Genomic DNA, 24,532 nt, shown 5'->3' with positions numbered 1-24,532 from the left:
CGCCGTGTTCCGATCCTTGCTGGCCTTCGTGCTTTCGCGCAGGCCCATCGTCCTGCTGGCCCTGCTGGCCTTCCTCGGCCTGGGGCTGCTGGCCTTCGCCAAGCTCAATGTCGAGGCCTATCCCAATCCCGCCCCCGTGATCATTGAAATCACGGCCCAGGTGCCGGGCATGTCCTCCGAGGAGATGGAGCGCTACTACACCCGTCCCATGGAAGTGGGCCTGGCGACCACGCCCGATGTGGAGAACATCCGCTCGACCTCGTTCTACGGCCTGTCCTTCGTGCGCGTGACCTTCAAGTACGGCACGGACTACTACTTCGCACTGACCCAGATCGCCAACAACCTGCAGGCCAACGTGAACCTGCCCGGGGGCGTGCAGCCGCAGATCCAGGCGTCCAGCCTGGTGGGCGAGATCCTGCGCTACCAGGTCAAGGGCCCGTCCACCTACAGCCTCACCGACCTGCGCACCCTGCAGGACTGGGTGATTCAGCGCCGCCTGCTCACGGTGCCCGGCGTGGTGCAGGTCGTGACCTGGGGCGGTACAACCAAGGAGTACCACGTCGAGGCGGACCCCAAGCGTCTGGAAGCCCACGGGGTGACGCTGCGCAATCTCATCGAGGCCATAGGCAACGCCAACCTCAACGTGGGCGGCCGCGCCATCAGCGTGGGCGACCAGTCGGTCAACATCCGTGGCCTGGGCCTGGTGCGCAATGTCGACGATGTGGCCAACATCGTCGTGGGCCAGAAGAATGGCCTTCCCACGCAGGTCAAGGACGTGGCGCGCATCGTCGAAGGCACGGTGCCGCGCCTGGGCGAGGCCGGCCGCGATCTGCAGAACGATGTGGTCACGGGCGTGGTCATCATGAACCGCACGCTGCACACCAGCGACGTGATCGGACGCGTGAAGGCCGCCGTGGAAAAGATCAACGCCGACGGCTCGCTGCCGGCCGGCGTCAGGCTGGAGCCCTACTACGACCGCGCCGTGCTGGTGAACGTCACCACGCACACCGTGCTGCACAACCTCATCTTCGGCTGCCTGCTGGTGTTCCTCATCCAGTGGATCTTCCTGGGCGACCTGCGCAGCGCCGTGATCGTGAGCGTGAACATTCCGTTCGCGCTGTTCTTCAGCATCATGATGCTGGTGATCACGGGGGAATCGGCCAACCTGCTCTCCCTGGGGGCGGTGGACTTCGGGATCATCGTCGATGCGGCGGTGATCCTGGTCGAGAACATCTTCCGCAATTTCCAGCGGCCCACGCCCATACGCGCCTCCATGCTGCGCGCCATGGCCCAGGGGCCGGACGGCGCGCGCACCAGCCCCGGCAAGGGATGGACCTCGCGTCTGCGCATGATCTACCTGAGCGCCACCCAGGTGGACAGCTCGGTGCTGTTCTCCACCTTCATCACCATTGCCGCCTTCACGCCGCTGTTTGCCATGCAGGGCGTGGAGGGCCAGATCTTCGGCCCCATGGCGCGCACCTACGGCTACGCCCTGGCCGGCGCGCTGCTGGCCACCTTCACCATCACGCCCGTGCTGGCCAGCTACCTGCTGCCGGCCAAGGTGCAGGAGAAGGAAACCTTCATCGTCCACGCCATCCAGCGTGCCTACCAGCCGGCGCTGCACTGGGTGCTGCACCATGTGCGGGCCGTCCTGGTGATGGGCCTGGTCGCCCTGGTCGCCGGTGGATTCATGGCCAGCCGCCTGGGCAGCGAGTTCCTGCCCGCGCTGGAGGAAGGCAACCTGTGGATACGCGCCTCGATGCCGCCCACGATCTCGCTGGAGGCCGGCCGCGACAAGGCCAACCGCATGCGGCAGATGATCAAGGAGTACCCCGAGGTCATCACCGTGGTGTCCCAGCATGGCAGGCCCGATGACGGCAGCGATGCCTCGGGCTTCAACAATGTGGAACTGTTCGCGCCGCTGCAGCCCTTCGACAAATGGCGCCCCGGCATGACCAAGGAACGCCTGGTGCGCGAGCTGCAGGGCCGCTTCGAGGCCGAGTTCCCCGGCGTGAGCTTCAACTTCTCGCAGTACATCCAGGACAACGTCCAGGAAGGCCTGTCGGGCGTGAAGGGGGCCAACTCGGTCAAGATCGTCGGCCCCGACCTCGCCACCCTCGAAAAGCTGGCCAGCCAGGTCTACGAGGTGATGTCGCACATCGACGGCGTGGCCGACCTCGGGGTGTTCCACATCCTGGGTCAGCCCAACATGAACATCCAGATCGACCGTGCACGGGCGGCGCGCTACGGACTCAACACGGGCGACGTGGCCAGCGCCATCCAGGCGTCGCTCGGCGGCGTGGAGGCGACCACGGTGCTGGAGGACGACCGCCGCTTCGCGCTGACCGTGCGCTTCGCACAGGATGCCCGCGCCACGCCCGAGGCCGTGCGGGCCCTGCGCGTGGGCTACACCACGGCGGGGGGCAGCACCTCGTACATCCCGCTGGAGGACGTGGCCACCATCACCCTGGACACCGGCGCCACCTACATCTACCGCGAAAGCAACGAGCGCTACATCCCCATCAAGTTCAGCGCACGCAACCGCGACCTGGGCAGCACCGTCTCCGAAGTGCAGCACCGCCTGGGGCAGGAGATCCACCTGCCCCAGGGCTACCGGCTGGTCTATGCCGGCGAGTTCGAGGCCCTGCAGCAGGCCAAGGCCCGCATGCTGATCGCCATTCCCGTGGCCGTGGTGCTGATCCTCGCCCTGCTCTACGCGCTGTTCAACAACTTCACCTACTGCCTGCTGACCCTGGCCTCCGTGCCGTTCACCGTCTTCGGCGGCATCCTGGCGCTGTATGCGACAGGCCAGGTGCTCAGCATCTCGGCCGTGATCGGCTTCATCTCGCTGCTGGGCGTCTCGGTCATGGATGGCATCCTCATCCTGTCGTACTTCCAGGAGATGCGCTCCCACGGCCACGGCCACCTGCAGGCCATGGAGGAGGCCTACCGAAGCCGCATGCGCCCGCTGCTCATGACGGCCCTGTCCGCCTGCATCGGCCTGCTGCCTGCGGCCATGTCGCACAGCATCGGCAGCGAGGTGCAGCGGCCGCTGGCCACGGTCGTGGTCGGCGGCATGCTCATCGGGCCGATTTTCCTGCTGCTGCTGCTGCCGGCGCTGCGCCTGGCCGTGCTGCGGCGCGTCAAGTTCGCCAAGAAGCGTGAAGGCCTGGGAGGCAAACGTGTACACGCATGATCCGAAAGCGCCGCATCGGCGCCTGTTCCTGGGCCTGGCGGGCGCCTGCGTGCTGTCCCTCGCAGGCTGCGCCGTGGGCCCCGACTATGCACGCCCTGCCGTGCCCCGGGCCGACGCCCTGACCCGTGAGCCCCTGGCGACCGCCGGCCACAGCGGCCCGGTCCAGCGCCAGTGGTGGAAGGCCTATGGATCGCCCGAACTCGATGCACTGGTCCAGGAGGCGCTGGAGCGCAGCCCCACCATCGAGGCCGCAACTGCGACATTGCGCGCCGCCAGGCAGAACGTCATCGCCCAGCGCGGCTTCTTCTATCCCACCGTGCAGCTGGGCTACAACCGCACGCGCCAGAACACGGGCCAGTCGATGTCGCCTGCGCTCAACAGCGGCGAAACCCTCTACAGCTACAACACGGCCCAGTTGAGCATCAACTACACGCCCGATATCTTCGGCGGCAACCGCCGCCAGGTGGAGGGACTGATGGCCAGCGAAGAAGGCCAGCGCCTGCAACTGCAGGCCGCACGGCTGACCCTGGCGAGCAACGTGGCGGGCGGCATGCTCCAGGCGGCCATGCTTGCAGAGCAGGCCCACCTCATCGAGCAGGCCATTGCCGCTGCCCAGGAACAGTTGCGCCACATGCGGCTGCAGCAGCGCAACGGCTATGCCAGCGGGCTGGACGTGGCCACGCAGCAGACCCTGCTGGTGCAGATGCAGCAGGCCCTGCCGCCGCTGCGCAAGGAACTGGAGCAGACACGCAACCTGCTGGCCACGCTGGCCGGGCGCACGCCCGACCAGGCCCCGGAGGTGCCGCCGCTGTCCTCCTTCTCGCAGCCGCAGCTCCCGCAGGCCGTGGCCTCGGCGCTGGTGGAGCAGCGCCCCGACGTACGCATTGCAGAGACGGATGTGCAGCAGGCCAGCGCCGCCATAGGCGTGGCCAGGGCAGCCCGCCTGCCGCAGTTGAGCATCACTGCGGCCCTGGGCGGCGGCGCCACGAGCTTTGCCAGAATGTTTGCGGCGGGCAATCCCACCTGGGCCCTGGGCGCCGGACTGCTGCAGCCCCTGTTCGCGGGCGGCACGCTGCAGGCCCGTGAACGCGCAGCACAGGCCGAGTTCGATGCCGCCGCGGCCCGGTACCGGGGCGCCGTGCTCTCATCCTTCCAGGATGTGGCCAATGCCCTCTATGCGCTGGACATCGATGCCAAGGCCGTGGAGATGGCGCAGGAAGGAGAAAAGGCCAGCCGGTCCACGCTGGACCTCACGCGCACCCAACTGCGCAACGGCTACAGCGCCCAACCGGCCGCGCTGGCGGCCGAACAATCCTGGCTCCAGGCCCGTGCCGCCCACGTCGCCGCGCGCGGCGCCTTGCTGGGCGACACCGTGGCCCTGTACCAGGCCCTGGGCGGCGGCGTGCTGGCCAAGCCGCCGGCGGACTGACTCAGCGGCGCGAACGCGTGCCCGTGCCCATGGCTTCCTTGTTCTTTTCGATGCGCTTCAAGCGCCGCTGCTCGATCTTGTCGGCCGCGCGCCGCTTGGTGTAGCCAGAGGCGTCGGCCCAGGCCCACCAGGCTGCCGTCACGCCATAGGCGCCCAGGATGACGTACCAGGACCAGGAGGCCACAGGCTCGATATCGGCCAACTTCAGCAGGGTGAGCAAGACCGCGATTCCCAACAGATACATAACTTCTCCTTCACCAGACGGTGCTTCACACGAGGTAACGCATCAGGCATGCGCGCCTACTACAATGTTTCGCATAATTATTCCCGACAACCCCCAGGAACTCATGATGAAGCAGACATTGATCGCATTTGCCTTGACCGTCGTCACCGTGGCTCCCGCCATGGCCGACCAGGCTCTTGCCACCTCCAAGAACTGCATGGCCTGCCACGCCGTGGACAAGAAGCTGGTGGGCCCGTCCTACAAGGATGTGGCCTCCAAGTACGCAGGCCAGAAGGACGCGGTGGACAAGCTGGCCGCCAAGATCATGAAGGGCGGCAGCGGCGTCTGGGGCCCGGTTCCCATGCCCGCCAACCCCCAGGTCAACGATGCCGACGCCAAGAAGCTGGCCGCCTGGGTGCTGTCGCTGAAGTAAGTTCCGCCGGCCTCCCGCCTCGGGACCCGCAACGAAAAAACCGCGCAACGCAAGTCGCGCGGTTTTTTCATGGTCCGCCCGTGAATCCGGGCGCGGGCCGCTTATCTGTAGTCCGGAGCGCCTGCGCCGGGCTGCTGGTACAGGCGAACCTGCTGCTCCAGCTGCCCCACATAGGCGGCCGTGCTGTTGTCCGACTCCTGGGCACGCTGCACCAGGTGCGCCTCCAGCCCGTCCAGCCGCGCCAGCAGCACTTCCTTGTCACGCGCATGCAGGTCCTCCAGCACGGTGCGCAGCTCGGTGAAGCGCGAGGCCTCGGCCTTGTCGGCCAGGTCCCGCTGAGCCTGCATTTCCTTGGCGTGGCGGCGCGCCTCCATCAGTACGGAGCCCTGCAGCCACAGCACATAGGCGACGAAGAACACGCCCAGCAGGCAGGTCAGCGCCAGCATCAGCACGCCCAGCGGCGCCTGGACTTCGGTCACGCCCAGCGACACGACGGAGGGCGCGGCCAGCGTGTTCCAGTTGAATGCCGCCAGCAGCGCAATCAGGGCCACGGTGATCAGCAGCGACAGGGTTCTCAGATTCATGGTGCAACGCCTCCCTCGGCAGTGGTGAAAACAACAGCTTCGGTTGTACTGCAGCCATCATGCCTGAGCTGTCGGCCCACACAAAATAGGACTGCAAGACAGCGCGCCGCCCGCAGTCCAGCCAAGAAAAAACCGGAGCCTGTGCTCCGGTTCTTCATGGCGGGCGTGTCCGCCCTCAGTTCGTCTCGGCCAACTGGTCGAGGATGGCCGGGTTCTCCAGCGTGCTCGTGTCCTGGGTGATGGCCTCGCCCTTGGCAATCGAGCGCAGCAGGCGGCGCATGATCTTGCCGCTGCGCGTCTTGGGCAGGTTGTCGCCAAAGCGGATGTCCTTGGGCTTGGCGATGGGGCCGATTTCCTTGGCCACCCAGTCGCGCAGCTCCTTGGCGATCTGCTTGGCCTCCTCGCCCGTGGGACGCGAGCGCTTGAGCACCACGAAGGCGCAGATGGCCTCGCCTGTCATGTCATCGGGGCGGCCCACCACGGCGGCCTCGGCCACCAGGTCGGTCTTGGACACCAGGGCCGACTCGATCTCCATCGTGCCCATGCGGTGGCCCGAGACATTGAGCACATCGTCGATGCGGCCCGTGATGCGGAAGTAGCCACGGTCCTCGCTGCGCACCGCGCCGTCGCCGGCCAGGTAGGTCTGCCCGCCCAGCTCGGCCGGGAAGTAGCTCTTCTTGAAGCGCTCGGGGTCGCCCCAGATGGTGCGGATCATGCTGGGCCAGGGCTTGGTGACCACCAGCAGGCCGCCTGCGCCGTTGGGCAGTTCATGGCCGGTCTCGTCGACGATGGCGGCCATGATGCCCGGCAGCGGCAGCGTGCACGAGCCCGGCACCAGCGGCGTGGCGCCAGGCATGGGGGCGATCACGTGGCCCCCGTTCTCGGTCTGCCAGAAGGTGTCCACGATGGGGCAGCGCTCGCCGCCCACATTGCGGTGGTACCACATCCAGGCCTCGGGATTGATGGGCTCGCCCACACTGCCCAGCAGGCGCAGGCTGGACAGGTCCGAGTTCTTCGGATGCACGGCGGCATCGCCGTCGGCAGCCTTGATCAGCGAGCGGATGGCCGTGGGCGCCGTGTAGAAGATGGTGCAGCCGTGGCGCTCGATCATCTGCCAGAAGCGGCCCGCGTTGGGGAAGGTGGGCACGCCCTCGAACACGATCTGCGTGGCGCCAGCGGCCAGCGGACCATAGGCCACGTAGGTGTGGCCCGTGATCCAGCCGATGTCGGCCGTGCACCAGAACACGTCGCTGGGCTTGAGGTCGAAGGTCCACTCCATGGTCTGCCTGGCCCACAGCACATAGCCGCCCGTGCAGTGCTGCACGCCCTTGGGCTTGCCCGTGGAGCCGCTGGTGTAGAGGATGAACAGCGGGTGTTCGGAATCCACGGCCACGGGCGCGCACTCCGTGCTCTGGCCGGCCAGGATCTCGCCGAAGGTCTTGTCGCGGCCTGCCGTCATGGCGCAGGCGGTGGCCGTGCGCTCGTAGACGAAGACATGGCGCACGGCCTCGCAGCCGCCCAGCGCCAGCGCATCGTCCACGATGGCCTTGAGCGGCAGCTCCTTGCCGCCGCGCATCTGGTAGTTGGCGGTGATCACGGCCACGGCGCCCACGTCCACGATCCGCTCCTGGACCGCCTTGGCCGAGAAGCCGCCGAACACCACGCTGTGCGTGGCGCCGATGCGCGCGCAGGCCTGCATGGCCACCACGCCCTCGATGGTCATGGGCATGTAGATCAGGACGCGATCACCCTTTTGCACGCCCTGCGCCTTGAGCGCGTTGGCGAACTGCGAGACGCGCTCCAGCAGTTCGCGGTAGCTGACCTTGGTGACCTCGCCGCCATCGGCCTCGAAGATGATGGCCGTCTTGTGCTCGACGTCCGTGCCCATGTGCTTGTCCAGGCAATTGGCGCTGGCATTGAGTTCGCCGTCGGCGAACCAGCGGAAGAACGGCGGGTTGCTGTCGTCCAGCACCTGGGTGAAGGGCTTGGACCAGACCACGTTCTCGCGCGCCAGGCGGGCCCAGAAGCCCTGGTAGTCGTTCTCTGCCTCGGCGCACAGCGCCTTGTACTGCTCCATTCCGGAGATGCGGGCCTTGGCGGCGAAGTCTGCCGGCGGCGGGAAGACCCGGTTCTCCACCAGTACCGATTCAATGGGGGATGCTGTTGCGGTGCTCATGCTTGCTTGTCTCCTGGGCTGGCCAAATAAAAATTGTGGTGTGACTGTCGGGGGCCGGTCTTACATGCCACTGACTGAAACACCCTTGGGCGCGTCTACCTGGGGATTCCCCGCAGTTCCCGGCTGTCACTGGCAATGGCCTGTTTCGCCGCTAAAATCGCGCGCCCGTTTTCCACGGCCATTGTCCCCTCCCATCCACGCTCCCACGCAAGACAAGCGCGACCGACCACCATGGCCCGCCAGCAAAACTCCAATCGAGCCCCCGGCTCCCCCCTGCGTCCCCTGCCTTCCCTGATCTTCGCCAGCCGCTGGCTGCAACTGCCGCTGTACCTGGGCCTGATCGCCGCCCAGGGTGTCTACGTCTGGCACTTCCTGCTCGAGTTGTGGCACCTGATCGAGGCCGCCTTCGGCAACCAGGAAGCGCTGCAGGCGCTGATCACCAGCATCGGCTACAAGCACGATGCGCCCATCGGCGCGCTCAACGAAACCATCATCATGCTGGTGGTGCTGGCGCTGATCGACGTGGTGATGATCTCCAACCTGCTGATCATGGTCATCGTGGGCGGCTACGAGACCTTCGTCAGCCGCCTGGGCCTGGACAGCCACCCCGACCAGCCCGAGTGGCTGGGCCACGTGAACGCCTCCATCCTCAAGGTCAAGCTGGCCCTGTCCATCATCGGCATCAGCTCCATCCACCTGCTCAAGACCTTCATCAACGCGGGCAGCTACGACGTCAAGGTGCTGATGTGGCAGACCATCATCCACGTCACCTTCCTGGCCAGCGCCCTGGCCATCGCCTACACCGACAAGCTGATCAACAGCACGGCCAGCAACCACTGAGTCCGTCGGCTCCGGCACCGAAGCCCCGCAGCGCCAGCCGCTACGGGGCTTTTTTCATTTCACCATGACTCCAGCACCGAACTTTGCTGGACTACGCCGAAGCCCGATACAGCAGGTTTATCAATAACTTAGGCGAGTCCAACATATGCCGGTGCTTTCCGAAACCTGACCCGGCTTCCCCTCTGATGGCCCCTACATGGCTCTTGGGAATCGGGTCTTTCCGAGGAGTCATCGTGGCAAAACTCAAGCTCACCAAGTCCGCAGTCGATGCGGCACAACCCCAGGCGCAGGCCGTCGAACTCCGGGACACGCTGGTGCCCGGCTTCCTGTGCAAGGTTACACCAGCGGGCCGCAAGGTGTTCATGCTCCAGTACCGCACGAACGCTGGCGAGCGGCGCAAGCCCGCCCTGGGCCTGTACGGGGAACTGACCGTCGAGCAGGCCCGCTCGCTGGCCCAGGAATGGCTGGCCGAGGTGCGCCGGGGCGGCGACCCCAGCGCGGCCAAGGCCGCCGCCCGTTCAGCCCCCACGGTCAAGGAGCTGTGTACCAAGTTCATGGAGGATTACTCCAAGCAGCGCAACAAGCCCAGCACCCAGCGCGGGTATCAGGCCGTCATCGACCGCTGCATCGTTCCGATGCTGGGCCGTTTGAAGGTCCAGGACGTGAAGCGCCCGGACGTGGCCACGGCGATGAAGAAGATGGCGCACAAGCCGGCCGAGGCCAACCGTGCTTTCAGCGTGATGCGCAAGATGTTCAACCTGGCCGAGGTGTGGGGCCACCGGCCTGACGGCACCAACCCCTGCCGCCACGTCCCGATGTACCCCAACGGCAAGGCCACCCACCTCATCAGCGACGAGGACATGGGCAAGCTGTTTCGGCGACTGGAGCACATCGAAGCCGAGGGTCTGGAGAACTACGTCATCCCGCTGGCGATCCGCCTTCAATTCGAGTTCGCCGGCCGCCGCTCCGAAATCGTGACGCTCCGATGGGATTGGGTGGACCTGGACAACCGCCGCGTGGTCTGGCCGGACAGCAAGACGGGCGGCATGTCCAAGCCCATGAGCGAGGAAGCCTATCGACTGCTCTCGACGGCGCCACGGCAGGAAGGCACTCCCTATGTGCTGCCGTCTCCAAGCCATCCCGGCAAGCACCTGACCACGGGCGAGTATTACGGCGGCTGGAGCCGCGCCCTCAAGGCGGCGGGCGCCACGCACGTCGGCACGCATGGCATCCGCCACCGCTCCGCGACCGACATTGCCAACTCGGGCATCCCGGTCAAGGTCGGCATGGCGCTGACGGCGCACAAGACCGTGGCGATGTTCATGCGCTACGTCCACACCGAGGACGATCCGGTGCGCAAGGCGGCCGAGCTGGTGGCGAACCGGCGCAAGACGATCACCGAGGCGCAGCGGCCTGCGGAGGTGGCTGCATGACCAAGAAGGCGCCTGCGATGGCGGGAGTCGCACCCGCCGCCGTGCCTGCCGGCTACGCCGGCATCCACGGCGGCATCGTGGATCTGCTCGATGCCGCGCGCCAGACGGCAGCGCGCAGCGTCAATGCGCTGATGACGGCCAGCTACTGGGAGATTGGCCGCCGCATCGTGGAGGCCGAGCAACAGGGCAAGCGGCGCGCGGGTTATGGCGAGCAGTTGATCGAGCGGCTGGCAAGCGACCTCACCCAGCAGTTCGGCCGTGGCTTCAGCCGTCAGAACCTGCAGCAGATGCGGTCGTTTTTTCTGACCCGGCCAATTCGCCAGACAGTGTCTGGCGAATCTTCCCCGGAGCCAGTGCGGCCTTGGCGGCTGGACGAGCTGGCGCAGGTCTTCACGCTGCCGTGGTCGGCCTATGTGCGGCTGTTGTCGGTCAAGGACGAGCATGCGCGCCAGTTCTATGAAGCCGAGGCCTTGCGCGGCGGCTGGAGCGTGCGCCAGTTGGATCGGCAGATCGGCAGCCAGTTCTACGAGCGCACGGCGCTGTCGAAAAACAAGGCGGCGATGCTGGCCAAGGGCGCGGTGGCCAAGCCCGAAGATGCCGTCGCGCCCGGCGATGCCATCAAAGACCCCTATGTGCTGGAGTTCCTCGACCTCAAGGACGAGTATTCGGAGTCCGATCTGGAGGCCGCCTTGATCCGGCGGCTGGAAGACTTCCTGCTCGAATTGGGTGAAGGGTTCACCTTCATTGGACGGCAGCGGCGCTTGCGCATCGACCAGACCTGGTATCGGGTGGACTTGCTGCTGTTCCATCGCAAGTTACGCTGCCTGGTCATCATCGACCTGAAGCTGGGGAGTCTGACGCATGCGGACGTAGGCCAGATGCACATGTACTGCAACTATGCCAAGGAACACTGGGCCTATCCCGAGGAGAACCCGCCGGTGGGGCTGATTCTTTGTGCCGACAAGGGGCTCGCCCTGGCGCGGTATGCGCTGGAGGGCTTACCCACCAAGGTCATGGCGGCGAACTACCGGATGGTTCTGCCGGATACCGATGTGCTGCAAAAGGAACTGGAAAGCACGCGGCTCTTGCTAGAGTCTCGCGGAACGATTCGTCCCAAGACGTGGAAGCGGTAGACACACCTGCGGAGCTATACGCCTGTTTGGAGATTGGGCAGAACCTCAGTCTGTAGTCGGTTTTACGGCTTTCTTCCGTGAGGAGGAAGAAGGCAACGACGGCAAACATTCAAACAAACGTTCCGCATAGACGAATCCCATCCGCCTTACTGCGTCCTGATCGAAATACAGTAGCCATGCGGCAAGTAGCGCCAGCGAAATGAGCAATGTCAAGCCTGCGGCAAGCCCTGGATCGGCAAGGTGCACCAAGTCAAATTGGAGAGGTGCTACCTGCAAAATCTTTGCAATCAACAATCCGTAGACGACGCCCATGAGGCACGACAGGATACCGACAGGCTTCATCGCCAGCATGTTGCGATGAAATCCATAGGCGATGTTCTCTTTCAGCAAGAGCTGCTTGTTGGAACGCGTGAGTTCGCGAAGCCGCTTAGTGGCACCGATGTAGATGTCGTCTGCCTTGTCTGGGTTTGCTGATTCTTCTTCTGCCGTTGGCATGGCGATACCCAACTTGGCAGTGATCGCCGTGTGATAACGCTGCTTGCTGACACCATCAAGGAACTTGTCGCGGTGGCGTAGTGCGATGGTCGTGGGCATGCCACCCCATTTTGAGACCAGCATCTCTTCAAGTTTTTTACCACGTCCGCGCGCTACGCTCGCGAGTGCATAGATAGCGCCGCAGCCGCCCAGCAGGCCGATCACACCTGTAAGCACAGGGTGCCGAGCCCCGTAGACGCACAACAGCGGCACCAGCACGGGTAAGGCCACAAGAAGGCCAGGGATAACACGTGCCTTGCGCTCGTAGGGGTCTTTGACCAGTTCAAAAATTGTTGTCATGTGAAGTCAGGCCTGTGCCGCCAAGGCGTCGATATAGGGTTGGATTTCATCGCGGTTTTTCAGCGTGATCTGCTGTGCGAGGGGGTCTGGTGCTTCCTTGGTATGCAAACCCAAACGTCTCAGCGTGTAGTACAGAAACGCTTGGCGGCATGGAAGTTTGACCTCTCCATCTTCCATGCCGTAGTCCAACTCTAAGACTCGTTTCTTGGCTGCAGGCAAATCGGGATGCGGTGCAAGTACCAGCGTCAATACAGTTTGCCAATGCGAATCTTGGTTGGAGTCCACTTGGGTCGCCTCGAAGCCATCGATGCGCAGGATTCGAGCAAGGACGAAATCGCTGAAGCGCTGGCGCTTGTGGCAAAACGCGCGCATGTGCCAGCGAAAACCGTCATTGCCAAGGGCGTGGGGAGACAGCAAGCGAACCGATTCATCCAACGACGTCATGGACTGGTAGCTCACCAGAATGGATTCCTGCTGGCGGATTGCGCGCACCACTGCTTCGACGGTCTGCTCATTGATCGTGCGCCAAGGGGACGGGGCCCAATCTGTCTCCGGCGCGGAGCCGATGAAGCTGGCCGTCGGCTCGACAATTCCCATCTTTGTCGCTAGCAGTTCTGCTAGATAGCGTTGCGCCGAGCTTCGTTGGTAAAGCGGGTGAAAACTCTGCGCTGCCGTGTAGGTCTTGGAGCTGCGGTCGTAAGTCAGGTTGCTCGGCGCCAACTCCATGTACTTGGAAATGTCCAGCGATGCCTGCGGGACCGAAATACCAAAGTGCTCGGTGAGATCCATCCGGTTGATGCGCCGCTCCCAGCGCAGACGGAAATCGATGAATTGAAGTCTGCTCTCCAGCCCCCAACTTAGCCCCTTAGGCTCAGCAGGTTCGGCGGCAGGAAAGGAAGGTTTTTGCATCAGTCACGCCTAAAAAGTAGACGGATATAAAAAATCGTCGTACATTAACTATACGCGATCATCCTTCGGTCGTCTACCCGGAGACCCCAGTGCCTACAACCATCACGTTTTTTCCCGTCGACAACGGGGACATGACCCTCATCAAGTTCGGCGATCTCGACGCGACGACTCTGCTGATCGACGTAAACATCAGGCAAGACGCCGACGACCCTGACGGGGAGGCGCGCGATGTCGCCAAGGATTTGCGCGAACGACTGAAGAAGGATGAGAACGGCAGGCCGTATGTCGATGCGTTCCTGCTGAGCCACCCGGATCAAGACCATTGCCGAGGGTTGAAGCGACACTTCTACCTAGGGCCACTCGACAAGTACCCGGACGACAAGAAGGACGACAAGGACAAGAAAATCGTGATCCGCGAGATGTGGTCGTCCCCGATCGTGTTTCGACGCGCCAGCAAGACGCACACCTTGAGCGACGACGCCAAGGCATTCAACACGGAGGCGCGTCGGCGCGTGCAACTGAACCGTGACAAGAATTTCGCCGTCGGGAACGGTGACCGCATTCAGATCATGGGCGAGGACATCGACGGAAAAACCGATGATCTCACTTCGATTGTGCGGAAGGTGGACACGCGCTTTTCAACGATCAATGGCAAGAGTTCCGCATTCTTTTCTGCGTTTCTTTTGGCTCCACTGGACGCCCAGGATGACGAGGAAGAGGAAGAGTGCCTGGTCAAGAACCAGTCCAGCGTTATTCTGAACATCACGTTGGCGGCTGACGCGCAGACGCCGGATGGTGCGAAATTCCTTACTGGTGGCGATGCTGAGGTGTTCATCTGGAACCGCCAGTGGCAACGCCACAAGGCTGAAGCAGATGTGCTTGAGTACGACATCATGCAGGCGCCTCATCATTGTTCCTGGCATTCGCTGTCCTATGACAGCTGGTCCGACTACCGTGAAAAAGCCAAGCTCGATGCTGATGCTCGCAAGGCGCTTTCGCAGACCCGTGACGGCGCCGTCATCGTCGCCAGCTGCAAGCCGATTGCAGATGATGACAGCGATCCGCCCTGCATCCGTGCGAAGCGTGAGTACGTGACGATCGTGGACGAAGCAAAAGGCGAGTTCTACTGCACAGGCGAGTACCCCAGCGAAAAGTCCGTGGAACCGCTCGTTTTCACCGTAACCGCTCAGGGTGTGCAACCTCCCTCGAAGAAGGAGTCCGGATCGAAGGCCGCTGCCGTGGTGACCTCTGCGCGCACCCCCATGCCGCACGGAGCATCATGACGGGCACCATCGCAGACGCACTGCATCAACTTCAGCGGCATCGAGGCCTTATCCGCGTTGGCGAGCCAAGGACAACTGGTGCATCGACGGAGATTGAAGTCGATGTTGCGGTCCAACTGCCGAACAGGTCTCGGCGCAATGGTATCTCTGAGACCGGAGTGCGCACCGTCGAGACGTGCGTGCTGGTATTCGGTAGTGACTGGCCCCTGTCTGCACCCGAGCCCTTCTTACGTGCGGACTTCCCGCTCAACTTGCCGCACATCAACCCCCATCGCCAAGGCGAGTTAGTCTCGCCGTGCCTATTCGAAGGGTCGTTGAACGAGCTGCTGCATCGGTTTGGCCTGGACGCCGTTGTCGATCAGTTGATCGACTGGCTGCACAAGGCCGCGGCCGGAACACTCCTGGACCTGGAGCAGGGGTGGGAACCAACGCGCCGAGACAGCTGTCCTTCGACCGTTGTATTCAGTGCCGAGAAGGTCGCGGCCGCCGCTCCCGCTGACGGCACGATTCTGGTGGTTCCCGCAGGCTACGTGACGATCGATGGCGGTCTGTACGCCATCATCAACGCCGAACTGACCGCACAAGTCGATCCTGTGTTTTATCAGGATGTTCACAACGACAAGCTGGGCAAATGGGGGAACGGCCATGCCGCGGCCTTCATCGCGCGCGCTCCGATGACCGACGGCCTCCCGCATGTGATCGGACGCTATCAACCAGAGACAGTTGTCGATCTCGCGACGCTGCTCGATCGAGCAGCGGAGCTTGGTATTGATCGCGACGCTTTGGCCCAGGAAGTGGACGGTTATTTCGGACGCTCAATCCTGGATATGCGACAGGACTCGCATGGCTGGGTGCATGGTTTGTACGCGATTGTGATTCTGGCTGTGCAAAGGCCAGCGTCGCTTGTGGGCTCGCCAGGGAGGAGTGTCGAGGTATTGCCCTATGTGGTGCGCTATGAACTCAACGCTCAATCGCTCCTGGAGCGTAACGCCACGGTTCACCCGGCCTTTCACGCGCATGCGTTGTCTCCTGAACTGCTGGCAAGGACGTCCGGCATTCCATACGCAGCCACATCACAGCCGCTGGTCGTGCTCGGCTGCGGAAGCGTGGGATCGAAAGTCGCGATGCAACTGGGGCGAGCGGGCTTTGGTTCGATGACTTTCGTCGACAACGAACCCATGTCGCCTCACAACGCCGCGCGGCATGCACTCATTGAGCGGGCATCAGTTCTGGTTCCGCCTCGGAAGTCGGCGCTGATGAAGACAGCCTTTGAATCGCTGTCGCATCTTCAATCGCGAGCGTTCGACACCGACGCAGTGACTCTTTTGGTCGATCCGGAACAGTTTGCGGCAACCGTTCCGCAGGATGCGGCCCTCATCGTGGATGCGACGGCGTCACTTCAGGTGCTGGCTGCAGAAACACAATCGGCAGCGTTGGATCAATCCCCAGCCCGATTGGCACGGATCGCGATGTATGGTCAGGGGCGCTGTGTGGCGGTATTGCTCGAAGGAGCTGGCCGTGCCGGCCGAGTTGACGACCTCACGGCGTTCTTGTTCGAGTGCTGCCGGTTTGCACCGGAACTGCGTGCGTCGATTGCCGGCGAGACGTCTGAGCCGACTCGGATTTTCGTGGGTGACAACTGTCGTTCGCTGACGATGCCTATGTCTGACGCCGTTGTTTCGCGGTCGACGTCACTGGCCGGCCTGCAACTGGAACGATGGCTCGTTGATGGGCTTCCGAAGGAAGCGACGCTTTGCGCCGGAATCTCAGATGCCGAAGGCCTTGGAATGGCATGGACCCGCGCCAGCCTTGGCCCGACCACTGCGCTTGAAGTCGCAGACGATGGTGGCTGGAACATTCGGGTCCTGTCCCCAGTTGCGCAAGCAATCCATGCTGATGCGCTGCGCTGGGGTGCTCTGGAAACAGGCGGCGCCTTGATCGGCCGCATCTCGTTTGAAAATCGAACCATCACCATTGCAGGCCTTGTTGAGGCACCGCCTGACAGTGTTCGAGAGGCCGCCCGCTTCGTCCTCGGAACCAACGGGCTTGTTCAAAATTTGCGCGCCGCAAACGCGGCCTCTTTGGGGTATCTCGCCTTTATAGGAACGTGGCACAGCCACCCGAAAGGCGGCGCACATTCGGGTATCGACCGAAATACATTGCGCGGCATCGCCGAGGATGCTGGCGGCCTTCCGGCCGTGTCGTTGGTATGGACTCCGACAGGACTCACGTGTGCGGTGGATCGCTGGTAGGTGCAAAGCCACCGGCACTTTGTTGGCATAAAACAAGAGGGATGTATGGCTGACTACTTCGAGATCGACTTTCTTGGCGTCGAAACAGCGAAAAGCGGGGACGCGATCACGCTGCGCTACTCGGTGAATGGCACCGAGGGCGTGCACGTTGTTGACGGTGGGTATCTGGATACGGGTGATCAGATAGTCGAGCATCTGAAGACGTACTATGGAACAACAGTCATCGACCATGTGATCCTCACGCACCCAGATCGCGATCACGCCAACGGACTACGAAAAGTCCTGGAGCAATGCACGGTCAGGAATCTTTGGATCAACCGGCCGTGGATATACGCGGACCAGTTGATCGATCGCTTTGAGACCTATGAATCGGTTGAAGCCCTGCGACGGAAGTTGCGCTCAATCTACGATGCCACGGCAATTCTTGAGGATATTGCGGTGGAGAAGGGAATTCCAATCCATGCCCCCCTTCAGGGGCAGAGCATCGGTCCGTTCGCGGTCATGGCACCTACCCTGGGGCGCTACTTGGACCTGATCGTGGACTCCGCGAAGACACCGGAAGCTGTCGAAGAAAGTGCTTTTGATAGCGCGCTGAGCAGCATATTCCGGGCAGTGAAGGCCGCGACCGCCTACATCAAGTCCCTGTGGGGCGAGGAATATTTCCCGCCTGAGCCGACCAGTCGTGAGAATGAAATGAGTGTGGTGCAGTCGGCTGTCTTGAACGGTCATCGCGTCATGCTTACTGGCGATGCCGGGCGTGAAGCACTGCAGGAGGTGATCGACTACGCACCTTTCGTGGGACTCGCGCTGCCAGGTATTCGGTATTTCCAAGTGCCCCATCACGGCGGGCGACACAACGTTTCGACCGAAGTCTTGGATCAACTGCTCGGCCCACGGTTGAACAGTATGCCGGACAAGCACCATTGGAATGCCATATGCAGTTCTGCCAAGGCGGATGAGGATCATCCGCGGAAGTCGGTGATTCGCGCCGTATTGCACCGGGGTGGGCACTGGGCGGCAACTGAAAGCCAGAACATACGCATCGGGGCAGGCATCACCCGCGATGGCTGGGTGCCGATTCCCCAGGCGGCGTATCCGGAAGATCAAGAAAATTGACAGCGCCTGAAGGCCAGCACCACTTTTCAACTGCCTGCTGGCAACTTGGCCTGCATCCCGACGTTCCTTCGTCGGGCTCATGGGCTGCGCCCCGAGCTTCGTGCCGAATCGCAGTCATCCGGCTTCAAGCCCGGACGCTCTGATCTGGACTGACGCTTCGGACCTGCGCGCTACGCTTGTCAATACCGGGGTGGCTGCGTGGTGAGGTGTGGCGGCTTGCTGTTCCCTTCATCGTGCCACGGCGTGCCCGCCGTCAATGACTGCGCACCTTCGGCGCTTGCGGCCTGGCGGCCGTCTTCGATCTTTGACTGCTTGCGCTGCGCCGTGCCCTGCAAGGGCTGGGCAATTCCGCCCGGTAACCTTACAGGAGTTCACCATGAACCACGCATTCATCACGGACGAGCAGCGCATCGTGCTGCTGGCCAACGGCCGCGAATCCTTGGAGAACCCGGACTTCGATCCGGCCCCAGTGGTCAAGCTGTTCACGCCGGATGCCGGCGCGACCTGGCTGCTGACCGAGATTGATCCCGATGACCACGATCACGCCTTCGGTCTTTGCGACCTGGGCCTAGGGATGCCGGAAATCGGCTGGGTCAGTTTTTCCGAACTGGCGACCGTGCGCGGGCGGCTGGGCTTGCCGGTAGAGCGGGATCTGCACTTTCGTGCCGAGAAGCGGCTGAGCGCCTATGCGCGCGATGCGCGGCTGGCGGGGCGTGTCGTTGTCTGACCTGGTTCTGGGGCGCCGCAAGGCGCTCCTGAGCGTTCTCAATCATTTCAGGAGGTCAAGGCCATGAGCAGCCACCACGACTACATCCTCGAAATCACGGCAGAGCATGATGCGTTCAAGCCGTTCCCACCGGAGAACGGCCAGCCCTTGCGCTTTGCGCTCGGCGACGCGGTGATCTATACCAACGAGTTTGGCGCACAGTTCCGGTGCCGCGTCACCGGGTTTTATCGTCCCAGCGGACTTTCGGGCCTGTACGCGCGCGGTGCGCGCTACCTGCTGGACTCGTCATCGCCGTGGATGCCGGTGTCGGAAGCCAGCCTGCGCCCCGACGACCCGGCCTGATGCCTTCGCGCCCCTGGCGGGGCGCTACGCGCTGCGCTTGCCTCCAGGGGAAAGCCCTGCGGGCTATCCCCGCCGCGCAGGCTTGGCGCCCCTCTCGCGCAGCGAACCGGCTGGTGCCGGATCGCTCCCTTCATGCCGGACATTACGATGGCACTTCGGGCGTGGGTGTGTCGGGTTCGTAGTCGCCCAGCCACTCGAAGAGACGTTCGATATCGCAGTCCAGCTGGTTCAGCGTGGCCTGGGCCATTGCGTACCAGGTGGTGCCGTCGTCCGTTTCTTCGGAGGCGGACAGCAGGACGTTGAGCTGTGCGCGCCGTCCCAGCAGGCGCTGCATCTCGTTGCCTACCGTCTTGCGGTCGGTGGTCCAGATGAGGGCCGGCAGAAAGATGCCAGGCCCTTCTGCTCCAGGCGCAGGCGTTCCGGGTTGCATGGGATCGCTCATGGTGGTTCTCCAGAAGGTGGAGATTCCACGGTAGGCATTGGCCCGTGACCGGGCCACTCGAAATTCGCGCTATTTCGGGGGGATTTCGGGATCAGCGCCGATCGGCCGTGGCGCAGTCATGCGGGCGGGCTGCCTTTGAGCCGGTGCTTACCAGGGCTTCCAGCGCCGCTGGGGTGTTTGCGGCACGGCGCCGAGCAATTGGATCGGCGGCAGTGCATGGGGCGCATTGTTCCTGGGGAAGCGCCGGCGCACTTCGCATTCCAGTTCGTGCGCGAGGCCGCGTGCGTCCTTCTCGCCGCGCAGTGCCCGTTGCCGCCAGTCTCGGGCCTGGGCCATCAGTTCATCGTCTTGTAGGGCTCGTATGTCCATGCCATTGCCATTTTGCCGATGGCTGGGTGGGTAGCTGTCCACGGGGATTTCATTGAAGTCATGTGGGCGTCCCCGGCCACCTGGGAGATGGCCGGTCGCGCTCTCGTGCTAGCGCATCGAGCCGCCTGCGGCGTCTCGCCCCCTTCGGGCTTCGATCGTTCCCTCACTCCGTTCGGCTGACGCCTCCGGCCCGGCTTCCAGCTTCGAGCCTGCGCGCTTCGCTTGCCGTGCGGTCGGCTTGTGGGATGGCCGTTGCCATGTCCAGTCCTCTTCCCTGACTTCATCACCTTGTCCGCGACTGTAGCCCGCGGCCGTGTGCCGTCAAGGCGCGCAGGGCCGTGTCCTCGGCTGCGCCTGCGGGCCGCCCCACCCTGCGCTTGTTTCCTTGACGGCCCCCGTCCGCGCGCTCCCTTTCGTCGCGGGCGATGAACTCAGGAAAGACGGTGGCAACAGGGCCAACCGGGTTCCTCGCGCCGACCGCACCGAACAGCCGAAAGGCTGGGCTTCGAATCTTGGAATCCGGTGTGCGGTTTTCTTCAACAGCCTTTTTGTTCAGGAGAAAGACCATGCAACTCGCATCCCGCTTCGCTTCCCATTCCCCCGCATTGCGCAGCGACTCCCCGCTGTCCGATGACCAGATCCGCCGCGTGGCCCCGTCCATCTTCGCGGATGCCCCCCATGAAAGCCGTTCCGAGCGGTACAGCTACATCCCCACCGCCGCCGTGCTGACCGAGCTTCGCAAAGAGGGGTTTCAGCCCTTCATGGTGTGCCAGACCCGCGTTCGCAACGAGGGCCGGCGCGAGCACACGAAACACATGCTGCGCCTGCGCCACGCCAACCAGATCAACGCCCGCGAAGCCAATGAAATCATCCTGCTGAACTCGCACGACGGCACGAGCAGCTATCAATTACTGGGTGGCATGTTCCGCTTCGTTTGCAGCAATGGCCTTGTCTGCGGCGACACCGTGGGCGATGTGCGCGTGCCCCACAAGGGCGACGTGGCGGGCCATGTCATCGAGGGCGCCTATCAGGTGCTGAGCGGCTTCGAGCATGCGCAGGAATCGCGCGAATCCATGCAGGCCATCACGCTGGATGCCGGGGAATCGGAAGTGTTCGCCCGCGCCGCGCTGGCCCTCAAGTACGACGACCCAACCAAGCCCGCGCCCGTCACGGAATCGCAAATCCTGATGCCGCGCCGCTTCGACGACCGCCGCCCCGACCTGTGGAGCGTGTTCAACCGCACGCAGGAGAACCTGACCAAGGGCGGATTGCATGGCCGCGCCGCCAATGGCCGCAGACAGCAGACCCGCCCCGTGCAGGGCATTGATTCGGACATTCGCCTGAACCGCGCCCTGTGGCTGCTGGCCGATGGCATGCGCGCCCTCAAGGCCTGACCCCCTCTGACGTGTTCCCCGCCGGAGGGGCGGTTTCCCCTCCATTCCCTTGTTTCACTTGATTGGAGATTCACCATGAACGCCGTTACTTACACCGAAGCTCAAGCCCTCGACAGCCGCGCAAACGTGCTGCAAGCCGCCGACCCGAGCAAGCACATGATTCTGGTTCCGCTGTCGCGGCTGGTGCTGCGCCCCACGGGCCGCAACGTGCGCAAGACCGTCCCGCGCATGTCCATCCCCGAGCTGGCCGCGAGCATTCAGCGCGTGGGCCTGCTGCAAAACCTGATCGTGATTCCCGCCGCCGATGACCTGCATTACGAGGTGGTGGCAGGTGGCCGACGCTTTGCGGCCCTCAAGCTGCTGGCAAAGAAGCACCGTATCGCCAAGGATTGGGACGTGCCTTGCCTGCAGGTGGCCGATGGCACGGCCCGCACCGCCAGCCTGACCGAGAACGTGCAGCGCGAAGCCATGCACCCAGCAGACCAGTTTGAAGCCTTCGCCGCGCTGGTGGCCGAAGGCCGACCGATTGAGGACATTGCGGCGGATTTCTCCGTTACGCCGCTGGTGGTGCAGCGCCGCTTGAAGCTCGCCAATGTCTCGCCGCGTTTGATGGAGGACTACCGGGCCGATGCCGTGAGCCTCGATCAGCTGATGGCGCTCTCCATCACCGACGACCACGCCGCGCAGGAATGCGCGTTCTACGATGCGCCGCAATGGCAGCGCCAACCCTCGCACTTGCGCGAACGTCTGACGGAGCGCGAGATTGACGCCTACCGGCATCCGCTGGTGCGCTTCGTCGGGCTGGACACCTACGAGCAGGCGGGCGGCGGCATCCGCCGCGACCTGTTCGCGGAGGGCGATGCAGGCGTGTACCTGACCGACGCCGCGCTGCTGGAACGACTGGCGCAAGACAAGCTGGCGGGCATCGCCGCAGAGGTGAAGGCCGAGGGCTGGGCTTGGGCTGATGCCACGCCGGGCGTGACCCATGCCGATCTGCACGCCTTCCAGCGTGCGCCGAGGGAGCGCCGCGAGCCGAACAAGCGCGAAGCACAGCGCATCGAGAGGCTGCAAGCCAAGATGCAGGAGGTGGCCGAAGCCATTGATGCCGCGACGGACGCCGACGACGAGGACAAGGCCGATGCGCTGCAAGAGGAAGGCGAGCGGCTGGGCGAGCAGTTGCAGGCGCTGGAAGACGGCTTGCAGGGGTACGGCGCGAACGTGAAGGCCGCAGCCGGGGCCATCGTCACCATCGGCCGCAACGGCGAGGTGGTGATTCATCGCGGACTGCTGCGCGAGGCCGAGGCCAAGGCACTGCGCACACTGGAGAAGCTGCGCCAAGGGTTCAGCGACCCAGATGCCGCGAACGATGACGAAGGCGAGGACGACGAGCCGCCCAAGGCAGCAGCGATTTCCGACCGACTGGCCCAGCGCCTGAGCGCCCATCGCACCGCCGCGCTGCAAATCGAGGTGGCCCGGCATCCGCAGGTGGCGGTGGCCGCGCTGGTGCATGGCATGGTGCAGACCGTCTTGCAGGGCCGCTACTACGGGCGCGACCTGCCGCTGGGCGTGAGCCTGAAAGTCCAAGACCGGCTGGACGGCATGGCCCCGGACTGGCCCGAGTCACCCGCCGCTGTGGCGCTGCGTGAATTGCAGCAGGCGTGGAGCGGCAAGCTGCCCGAGGACAGCGCCGAACTGTTTGCCGCGCTGCTGGCGATGGAGCAAGGCGAACTGGTCAAGCTGCTGGCCGTGTGCGTGGCTTCCACGGTGGACGTGGTGACGCCTCGCGCCACACCGCACCAGCCCGGCGAGGAACTGGCGCAGGCCGTGGGCCTCGACATGGCCGCATGGTGGCAGCCGACCGCCGAGGGGTATTTCAAGCACGTTCCGAAGGCGGCAGTTCTGCAAGCCGTGGGCGAGTACGCGCCCGATCAGGTTTCCCGGCTGGCGAAGCTGAAGAAGGCCGACATTGCCAGCGAAGCCGAGCGGCTGGCCGATGGCGCGGGTTGGATGCCTGCCATCTTTAAGGTCGAAGGCCCGCAGCAGGCAGTGAAGGAAAGCGCGCAGGAGGCAGGCCCGGAGCAGGACGCCCCGGAGGATGCCGAGGCAATGGCGGATGAACCCGCCGAGGCGCTGGCCGCTTGACCCACGCCGAAGGCAAGCGCCCCGGCTTCGACCGGGGCGCTTCGCTGCAAGGAGAAGCCCCCATGACCCGCACCACCACCAACCGCCCGCGCATGGCGGCGGTCTATGCACCCGGCACGGTGCGCGCCCGCCGCTGGCACGGCGATGGCGACGTGCGCGGCTACCGACCGCCCTCGGGCTGGTCGGCCCGCGCTGACCTCACCGACATACATCCCATCACGGGCCGCGCCTTGCCGCGTGCCGTGTGGTGGATCATCGAAACGAAGGAATGATCATCGTCAGCACCGCGCCCAGGCCGTTCCGCCCTGGGCGCGGTGAAACGCATAATCCGGGCGCGGCGGTGGCCGCGCCCGGTGTTGAAGCCGAATAGCCGGGGCATTACGCCGCCGCCTTCACTGGCACTCAGGCGGCGGCGTTGAAGGCATCGCTGTACTGCGCGATGCCTTCGGGCACTGGCCCATGGAAGGCCAGTGCGAGAAAATAGCCGGGCGGCACGCCCGGCAGTTGCAGGCCCGCATGGGCCTGGAAGCCAAAGCGCCCGTAGTACGCGGGCTCTCCGAGCAGCACACAGCCTTCGGCCTGCATGGCCCGCAGTTCAGACAGCGCCTGTTCCATCAGGCGCGAGCCGATGCCGTGCCCCTGCCTCTGCGGCAGGACGGAGATCGGCCCCAGGCCGCACCAGCCTTTGGCCTTGTGGCCGTGGTCGTTGGTGATAGTCACCGGCGACAGAGCCACATGGCCGACGACCTGGCCGTGTTCTTCGGCCACGATGGAAAGCGTCAGTTCGCTAGCGTCGCGCAATGCACGCACGATGAATTGCTCCGTGTGGCTGGTGTGCGGCGCATCGGCGAAGGCGGCAATGGTCACGGCCTCGATAGCGGCAATGTCGTTCGTGGTTTCGTGTCGTAGCTGGATGGTCATGGTGTTCTGCGTTCCCTGCTCAAAATATAGAACGGCCTGGGCGTGTCGGCGCGTAGCGCCGCCGGGCTTTCGGGCTGCGCCCCGTGCCGACTTCGCTGTCACGGCCATTCGGCTTCAATCCACTCACGCCTTCGCGCCTGCGGCGCTGCGCGCTGCGCTTGCCTCCGGGGGATCGGCGCAAGGCCCATCCCCGCCGCGCGAGCTTGGCGCCCCTCGATGCCGCCGAACCGTCGATGCCGGATCGGCCCGGCCAGCGCCCCGCCGCAATGGACGGAGCTGGCGAACACGCTGGTGCTTGCTGCGGCAGGTTGTGCGAATGCGTGCCGTCCTCAACGCTGGCGGTTCTCGCCCATC

22 protein-coding genes are annotated in these 24,532 nt (G+C 64.2%); 14 read left to right on the top strand and 8 right to left on the bottom strand.

Annotated elements, in window-relative coordinates:
• Window positions 1-4: 4 nt before the first annotated feature.
• Both DACI_RS13800 and DACI_RS13795 read left to right on the top strand, forming a co-directional pair.
• A complete protein-coding gene (locus DACI_RS13800) occupies window positions 5-3,196 on the top strand; it encodes an efflux RND transporter permease subunit (RefSeq protein WP_012204600.1) in 3,192 nt (1,063 codons plus the stop codon).
• On the top strand, window positions 3,183-4,625 hold the full coding sequence (locus tag DACI_RS13795; protein ID WP_012204599.1) for an efflux transporter outer membrane subunit: 1,443 nt from the start codon (window positions 3,183-3,185) through the stop codon (window positions 4,623-4,625). The genes DACI_RS13800 and DACI_RS13795 overlap by 14 nt, the downstream gene beginning before the upstream one ends.
• A gap of 1 nt (window position 4,626) precedes the next feature.
• Here the strand turns inward: DACI_RS13795 and DACI_RS13790 are convergent, their stop codons facing one another.
• A complete protein-coding gene (locus DACI_RS13790; RefSeq protein WP_012204598.1) occupies window positions 4,627-4,869 on the bottom strand; it encodes a TIGR04438 family Trp-rich protein in 243 nt (80 codons plus the stop codon).
• 106 nt (window positions 4,870-4,975) lie between these two features.
• Between DACI_RS13790 and DACI_RS13785 the strand changes: the two genes are divergently transcribed.
• The gene (locus tag DACI_RS13785) at window positions 4,976-5,281 is read left to right on the top strand and encodes a c-type cytochrome (protein WP_043781436.1); all 306 of its coding nucleotides are present in this window, start codon (window positions 4,976-4,978) and stop codon (window positions 5,279-5,281) included.
• A 101-nt stretch (window positions 5,282-5,382) separates the two neighbouring features.
• On the opposite strand, the gene DACI_RS13780 is transcribed toward DACI_RS13785, so the two are convergent.
• Together DACI_RS13780 and acs are read right to left on the bottom strand one after the other, a co-directional pair.
• On the bottom strand, window positions 5,383-5,865 hold the full coding sequence (locus DACI_RS13780; protein WP_012204596.1) for a hypothetical protein: 483 nt from the start codon (window positions 5,863-5,865) through the stop codon (window positions 5,383-5,385).
• 175 nt (window positions 5,866-6,040) lie between these two features.
• Complete coding sequence (gene acs, locus DACI_RS13775; protein ID WP_012204595.1) at window positions 6,041-8,041, bottom strand: acetate--CoA ligase; 2,001 nt, start codon at window positions 8,039-8,041, stop codon at window positions 6,041-6,043.
• A 231-nt stretch (window positions 8,042-8,272) separates the two neighbouring features.
• Here acs and DACI_RS13770 point away from each other — a divergent pair, with 231 nt between their 5' ends.
• The 3 genes from DACI_RS13770 to DACI_RS13760 all read left to right on the top strand — a co-directional run bounded on the left by DACI_RS13770 (window position 8,273) and on the right by DACI_RS13760 (window position 11,447).
• Entirely contained in the window at window positions 8,273-8,881 is a 609-nt protein-coding gene (locus tag DACI_RS13770; protein WP_012204594.1) for a TIGR00645 family protein, read from the top strand.
• 233 nt (window positions 8,882-9,114) lie between these two features.
• A complete protein-coding gene (locus DACI_RS13765; protein ID WP_003056225.1) occupies window positions 9,115-10,314 on the top strand; it encodes a tyrosine-type recombinase/integrase in 1,200 nt (399 codons plus the stop codon).
• The gene (locus DACI_RS13760) at window positions 10,311-11,447 is read left to right on the top strand and encodes a PDDEXK nuclease domain-containing protein (protein WP_003056224.1); all 1,137 of its coding nucleotides are present in this window, start codon (window positions 10,311-10,313) and stop codon (window positions 11,445-11,447) included. The genes DACI_RS13765 and DACI_RS13760 overlap by 4 nt, the downstream gene beginning before the upstream one ends.
• 45 nt (window positions 11,448-11,492) lie before the next feature.
• Here the strand turns inward: DACI_RS13760 and DACI_RS13755 are convergent, their stop codons facing one another.
• Window positions 11,493-12,281, bottom strand: coding sequence for a hypothetical protein (locus tag DACI_RS13755; protein WP_003056223.1), 789 nt, complete (start codon window positions 12,279-12,281; stop codon window positions 11,493-11,495).
• 6 nt (window positions 12,282-12,287) lie between these two features.
• Window positions 12,288-13,190, bottom strand: coding sequence for a WYL domain-containing transcriptional regulator (locus DACI_RS13750; protein ID WP_012204593.1), 903 nt, complete (start codon window positions 13,188-13,190; stop codon window positions 12,288-12,290).
• An 89-nt stretch (window positions 13,191-13,279) separates the two neighbouring features.
• Here DACI_RS13750 and DACI_RS13745 point away from each other — a divergent pair, with 89 nt between their 5' ends.
• From DACI_RS13745 to DACI_RS13725, 5 genes are all read left to right on the top strand, one after another.
• Window positions 13,280-14,473, top strand: coding sequence for a ComEC/Rec2 family competence protein (locus DACI_RS13745; RefSeq protein ID WP_003056221.1), 1,194 nt, complete (start codon window positions 13,280-13,282; stop codon window positions 14,471-14,473).
• On the top strand, window positions 14,470-16,725 hold the full coding sequence (locus tag DACI_RS13740) for a Mov34/MPN/PAD-1 family protein (RefSeq protein ID WP_003056220.1): 2,256 nt from the start codon (window positions 14,470-14,472) through the stop codon (window positions 16,723-16,725). The genes DACI_RS13745 and DACI_RS13740 overlap by 4 nt, the downstream gene beginning before the upstream one ends.
• 45 nt (window positions 16,726-16,770) lie before the next feature.
• Window positions 16,771-17,841, top strand: coding sequence for a ComEC/Rec2 family competence protein (locus DACI_RS13735; protein WP_003056219.1), 1,071 nt, complete (start codon window positions 16,771-16,773; stop codon window positions 17,839-17,841).
• Window positions 17,842-18,217: 376 nt separating this feature from the next.
• Window positions 18,218-18,568 (top strand): DUF2958 domain-containing protein, encoded by a 351-nt coding sequence (locus tag DACI_RS13730; RefSeq protein ID WP_012204591.1) that lies wholly within the window; start codon window positions 18,218-18,220, stop codon window positions 18,566-18,568.
• Window positions 18,569-18,631: 63 nt separating this feature from the next.
• On the top strand, window positions 18,632-18,910 hold the full coding sequence (locus tag DACI_RS13725) for a hypothetical protein (protein WP_003056215.1): 279 nt from the start codon (window positions 18,632-18,634) through the stop codon (window positions 18,908-18,910).
• A 142-nt stretch (window positions 18,911-19,052) separates the two neighbouring features.
• On the opposite strand, the gene DACI_RS13720 is transcribed toward DACI_RS13725, so the two are convergent.
• Window positions 19,053-19,352 (bottom strand): hypothetical protein, encoded by a 300-nt coding sequence (locus DACI_RS13720; protein WP_012204590.1) that lies wholly within the window; start codon window positions 19,350-19,352, stop codon window positions 19,053-19,055.
• A 147-nt stretch (window positions 19,353-19,499) separates the two neighbouring features.
• Window positions 19,500-19,763, bottom strand: a complete 264-nt coding sequence (locus DACI_RS13715) for a hypothetical protein (protein ID WP_012204589.1) — start codon at window positions 19,761-19,763, stop codon at window positions 19,500-19,502.
• Between the two features lie 524 nt (window positions 19,764-20,287).
• Here DACI_RS13715 and DACI_RS13705 point away from each other — a divergent pair.
• The 3 genes from DACI_RS13705 to DACI_RS13695 all read left to right on the top strand — a co-directional run bounded on the left by DACI_RS13705 (window position 20,288) and on the right by DACI_RS13695 (window position 23,529).
• Window positions 20,288-21,115 carry a DUF932 domain-containing protein gene (locus DACI_RS13705; protein WP_003056211.1) on the top strand — a complete coding sequence of 276 codons (828 nt, stop codon included), beginning with the start codon at window positions 20,288-20,290 and terminating at the stop codon, window positions 21,113-21,115.
• A 75-nt stretch (window positions 21,116-21,190) separates the two neighbouring features.
• Window positions 21,191-23,257, top strand: a complete 2,067-nt coding sequence (locus DACI_RS13700; RefSeq protein WP_003056209.1) for a ParB/RepB/Spo0J family partition protein — start codon at window positions 21,191-21,193, stop codon at window positions 23,255-23,257.
• A gap of 62 nt (window positions 23,258-23,319) precedes the next feature.
• Window positions 23,320-23,529, top strand: coding sequence for a hypothetical protein (locus DACI_RS13695; protein ID WP_003056207.1), 210 nt, complete (start codon window positions 23,320-23,322; stop codon window positions 23,527-23,529).
• A 130-nt stretch (window positions 23,530-23,659) separates the two neighbouring features.
• Here the strand turns inward: DACI_RS13695 and DACI_RS13690 are convergent, their stop codons facing one another.
• Window positions 23,660-24,178: a GNAT family N-acetyltransferase gene (locus DACI_RS13690; RefSeq protein WP_011517543.1), complete on the bottom strand. Its 519-nt coding sequence runs from the start codon at window positions 24,176-24,178 to the stop codon at window positions 23,660-23,662.
• Window positions 24,179-24,532: the final 354 nt, after the last annotated feature.

Source organism: Delftia acidovorans SPH-1, assembly GCF_000018665.1.
Lineage (GTDB): Bacteria > Pseudomonadota > Gammaproteobacteria > Burkholderiales > Burkholderiaceae_C > Comamonas > Comamonas acidovorans.
The sequence above is the reverse complement of the archived record's forward strand: the minus strand, read 5'-3'. Positions and strand labels throughout refer to the sequence as shown.

Bases quoted from the DNA above. Each gene is read 5' to 3' on its own strand.
- DACI_RS13725 (WP_003056215.1), top strand. From the start codon at position 18,632: ATGAGCAGCCACCACGACTACATCCTCGAAATCACGGCAGAGCATGAT.
- DACI_RS13730 (WP_012204591.1), top strand. From the start codon at position 18,218: ATGAACCACGCATTCATCACGGACGAGCAGCGCATCGTGCTGCTGGCC.
- DACI_RS13780 (WP_012204596.1), bottom strand. From the start codon at position 5,865: ATGAATCTGAGAACCCTGTCGCTGCTGATCACCGTGGCCCTGATTGCG.
- DACI_RS13695 (WP_003056207.1), top strand. From the start codon at position 23,320: ATGACCCGCACCACCACCAACCGCCCGCGCATGGCGGCGGTCTATGCA.
- DACI_RS13720 (WP_012204590.1), bottom strand. From the start codon at position 19,352: ATGAGCGATCCCATGCAACCCGGAACGCCTGCGCCTGGAGCAGAAGGG.
- DACI_RS13690 (WP_011517543.1), bottom strand. From the start codon at position 24,178: ATGACCATCCAGCTACGACACGAAACCACGAACGACATTGCCGCTATC.
- acs (WP_012204595.1), bottom strand. From the start codon at position 8,041: ATGAGCACCGCAACAGCATCCCCCATTGAATCGGTACTGGTGGAGAAC.
- DACI_RS13750 (WP_012204593.1), bottom strand. From the start codon at position 13,190: ATGCAAAAACCTTCCTTTCCTGCCGCCGAACCTGCTGAGCCTAAGGGG.
- DACI_RS13735 (WP_003056219.1), top strand. From the start codon at position 16,771: ATGGCTGACTACTTCGAGATCGACTTTCTTGGCGTCGAAACAGCGAAA.
- DACI_RS13770 (WP_012204594.1), top strand. From the start codon at position 8,273: ATGGCCCGCCAGCAAAACTCCAATCGAGCCCCCGGCTCCCCCCTGCGT.
- DACI_RS13755 (WP_003056223.1), bottom strand. From the start codon at position 12,281: ATGACAACAATTTTTGAACTGGTCAAAGACCCCTACGAGCGCAAGGCA.
- DACI_RS13740 (WP_003056220.1), top strand. From the start codon at position 14,470: ATGACGGGCACCATCGCAGACGCACTGCATCAACTTCAGCGGCATCGA.
- DACI_RS13785 (WP_043781436.1), top strand. From the start codon at position 4,976: ATGAAGCAGACATTGATCGCATTTGCCTTGACCGTCGTCACCGTGGCT.
- DACI_RS13700 (WP_003056209.1), top strand. From the start codon at position 21,191: ATGAACGCCGTTACTTACACCGAAGCTCAAGCCCTCGACAGCCGCGCA.
- DACI_RS13705 (WP_003056211.1), top strand. From the start codon at position 20,288: ATGCAACTCGCATCCCGCTTCGCTTCCCATTCCCCCGCATTGCGCAGC.
- DACI_RS13760 (WP_003056224.1), top strand. From the start codon at position 10,311: ATGACCAAGAAGGCGCCTGCGATGGCGGGAGTCGCACCCGCCGCCGTG.
- DACI_RS13790 (WP_012204598.1), bottom strand. From the start codon at position 4,869: ATGTATCTGTTGGGAATCGCGGTCTTGCTCACCCTGCTGAAGTTGGCC.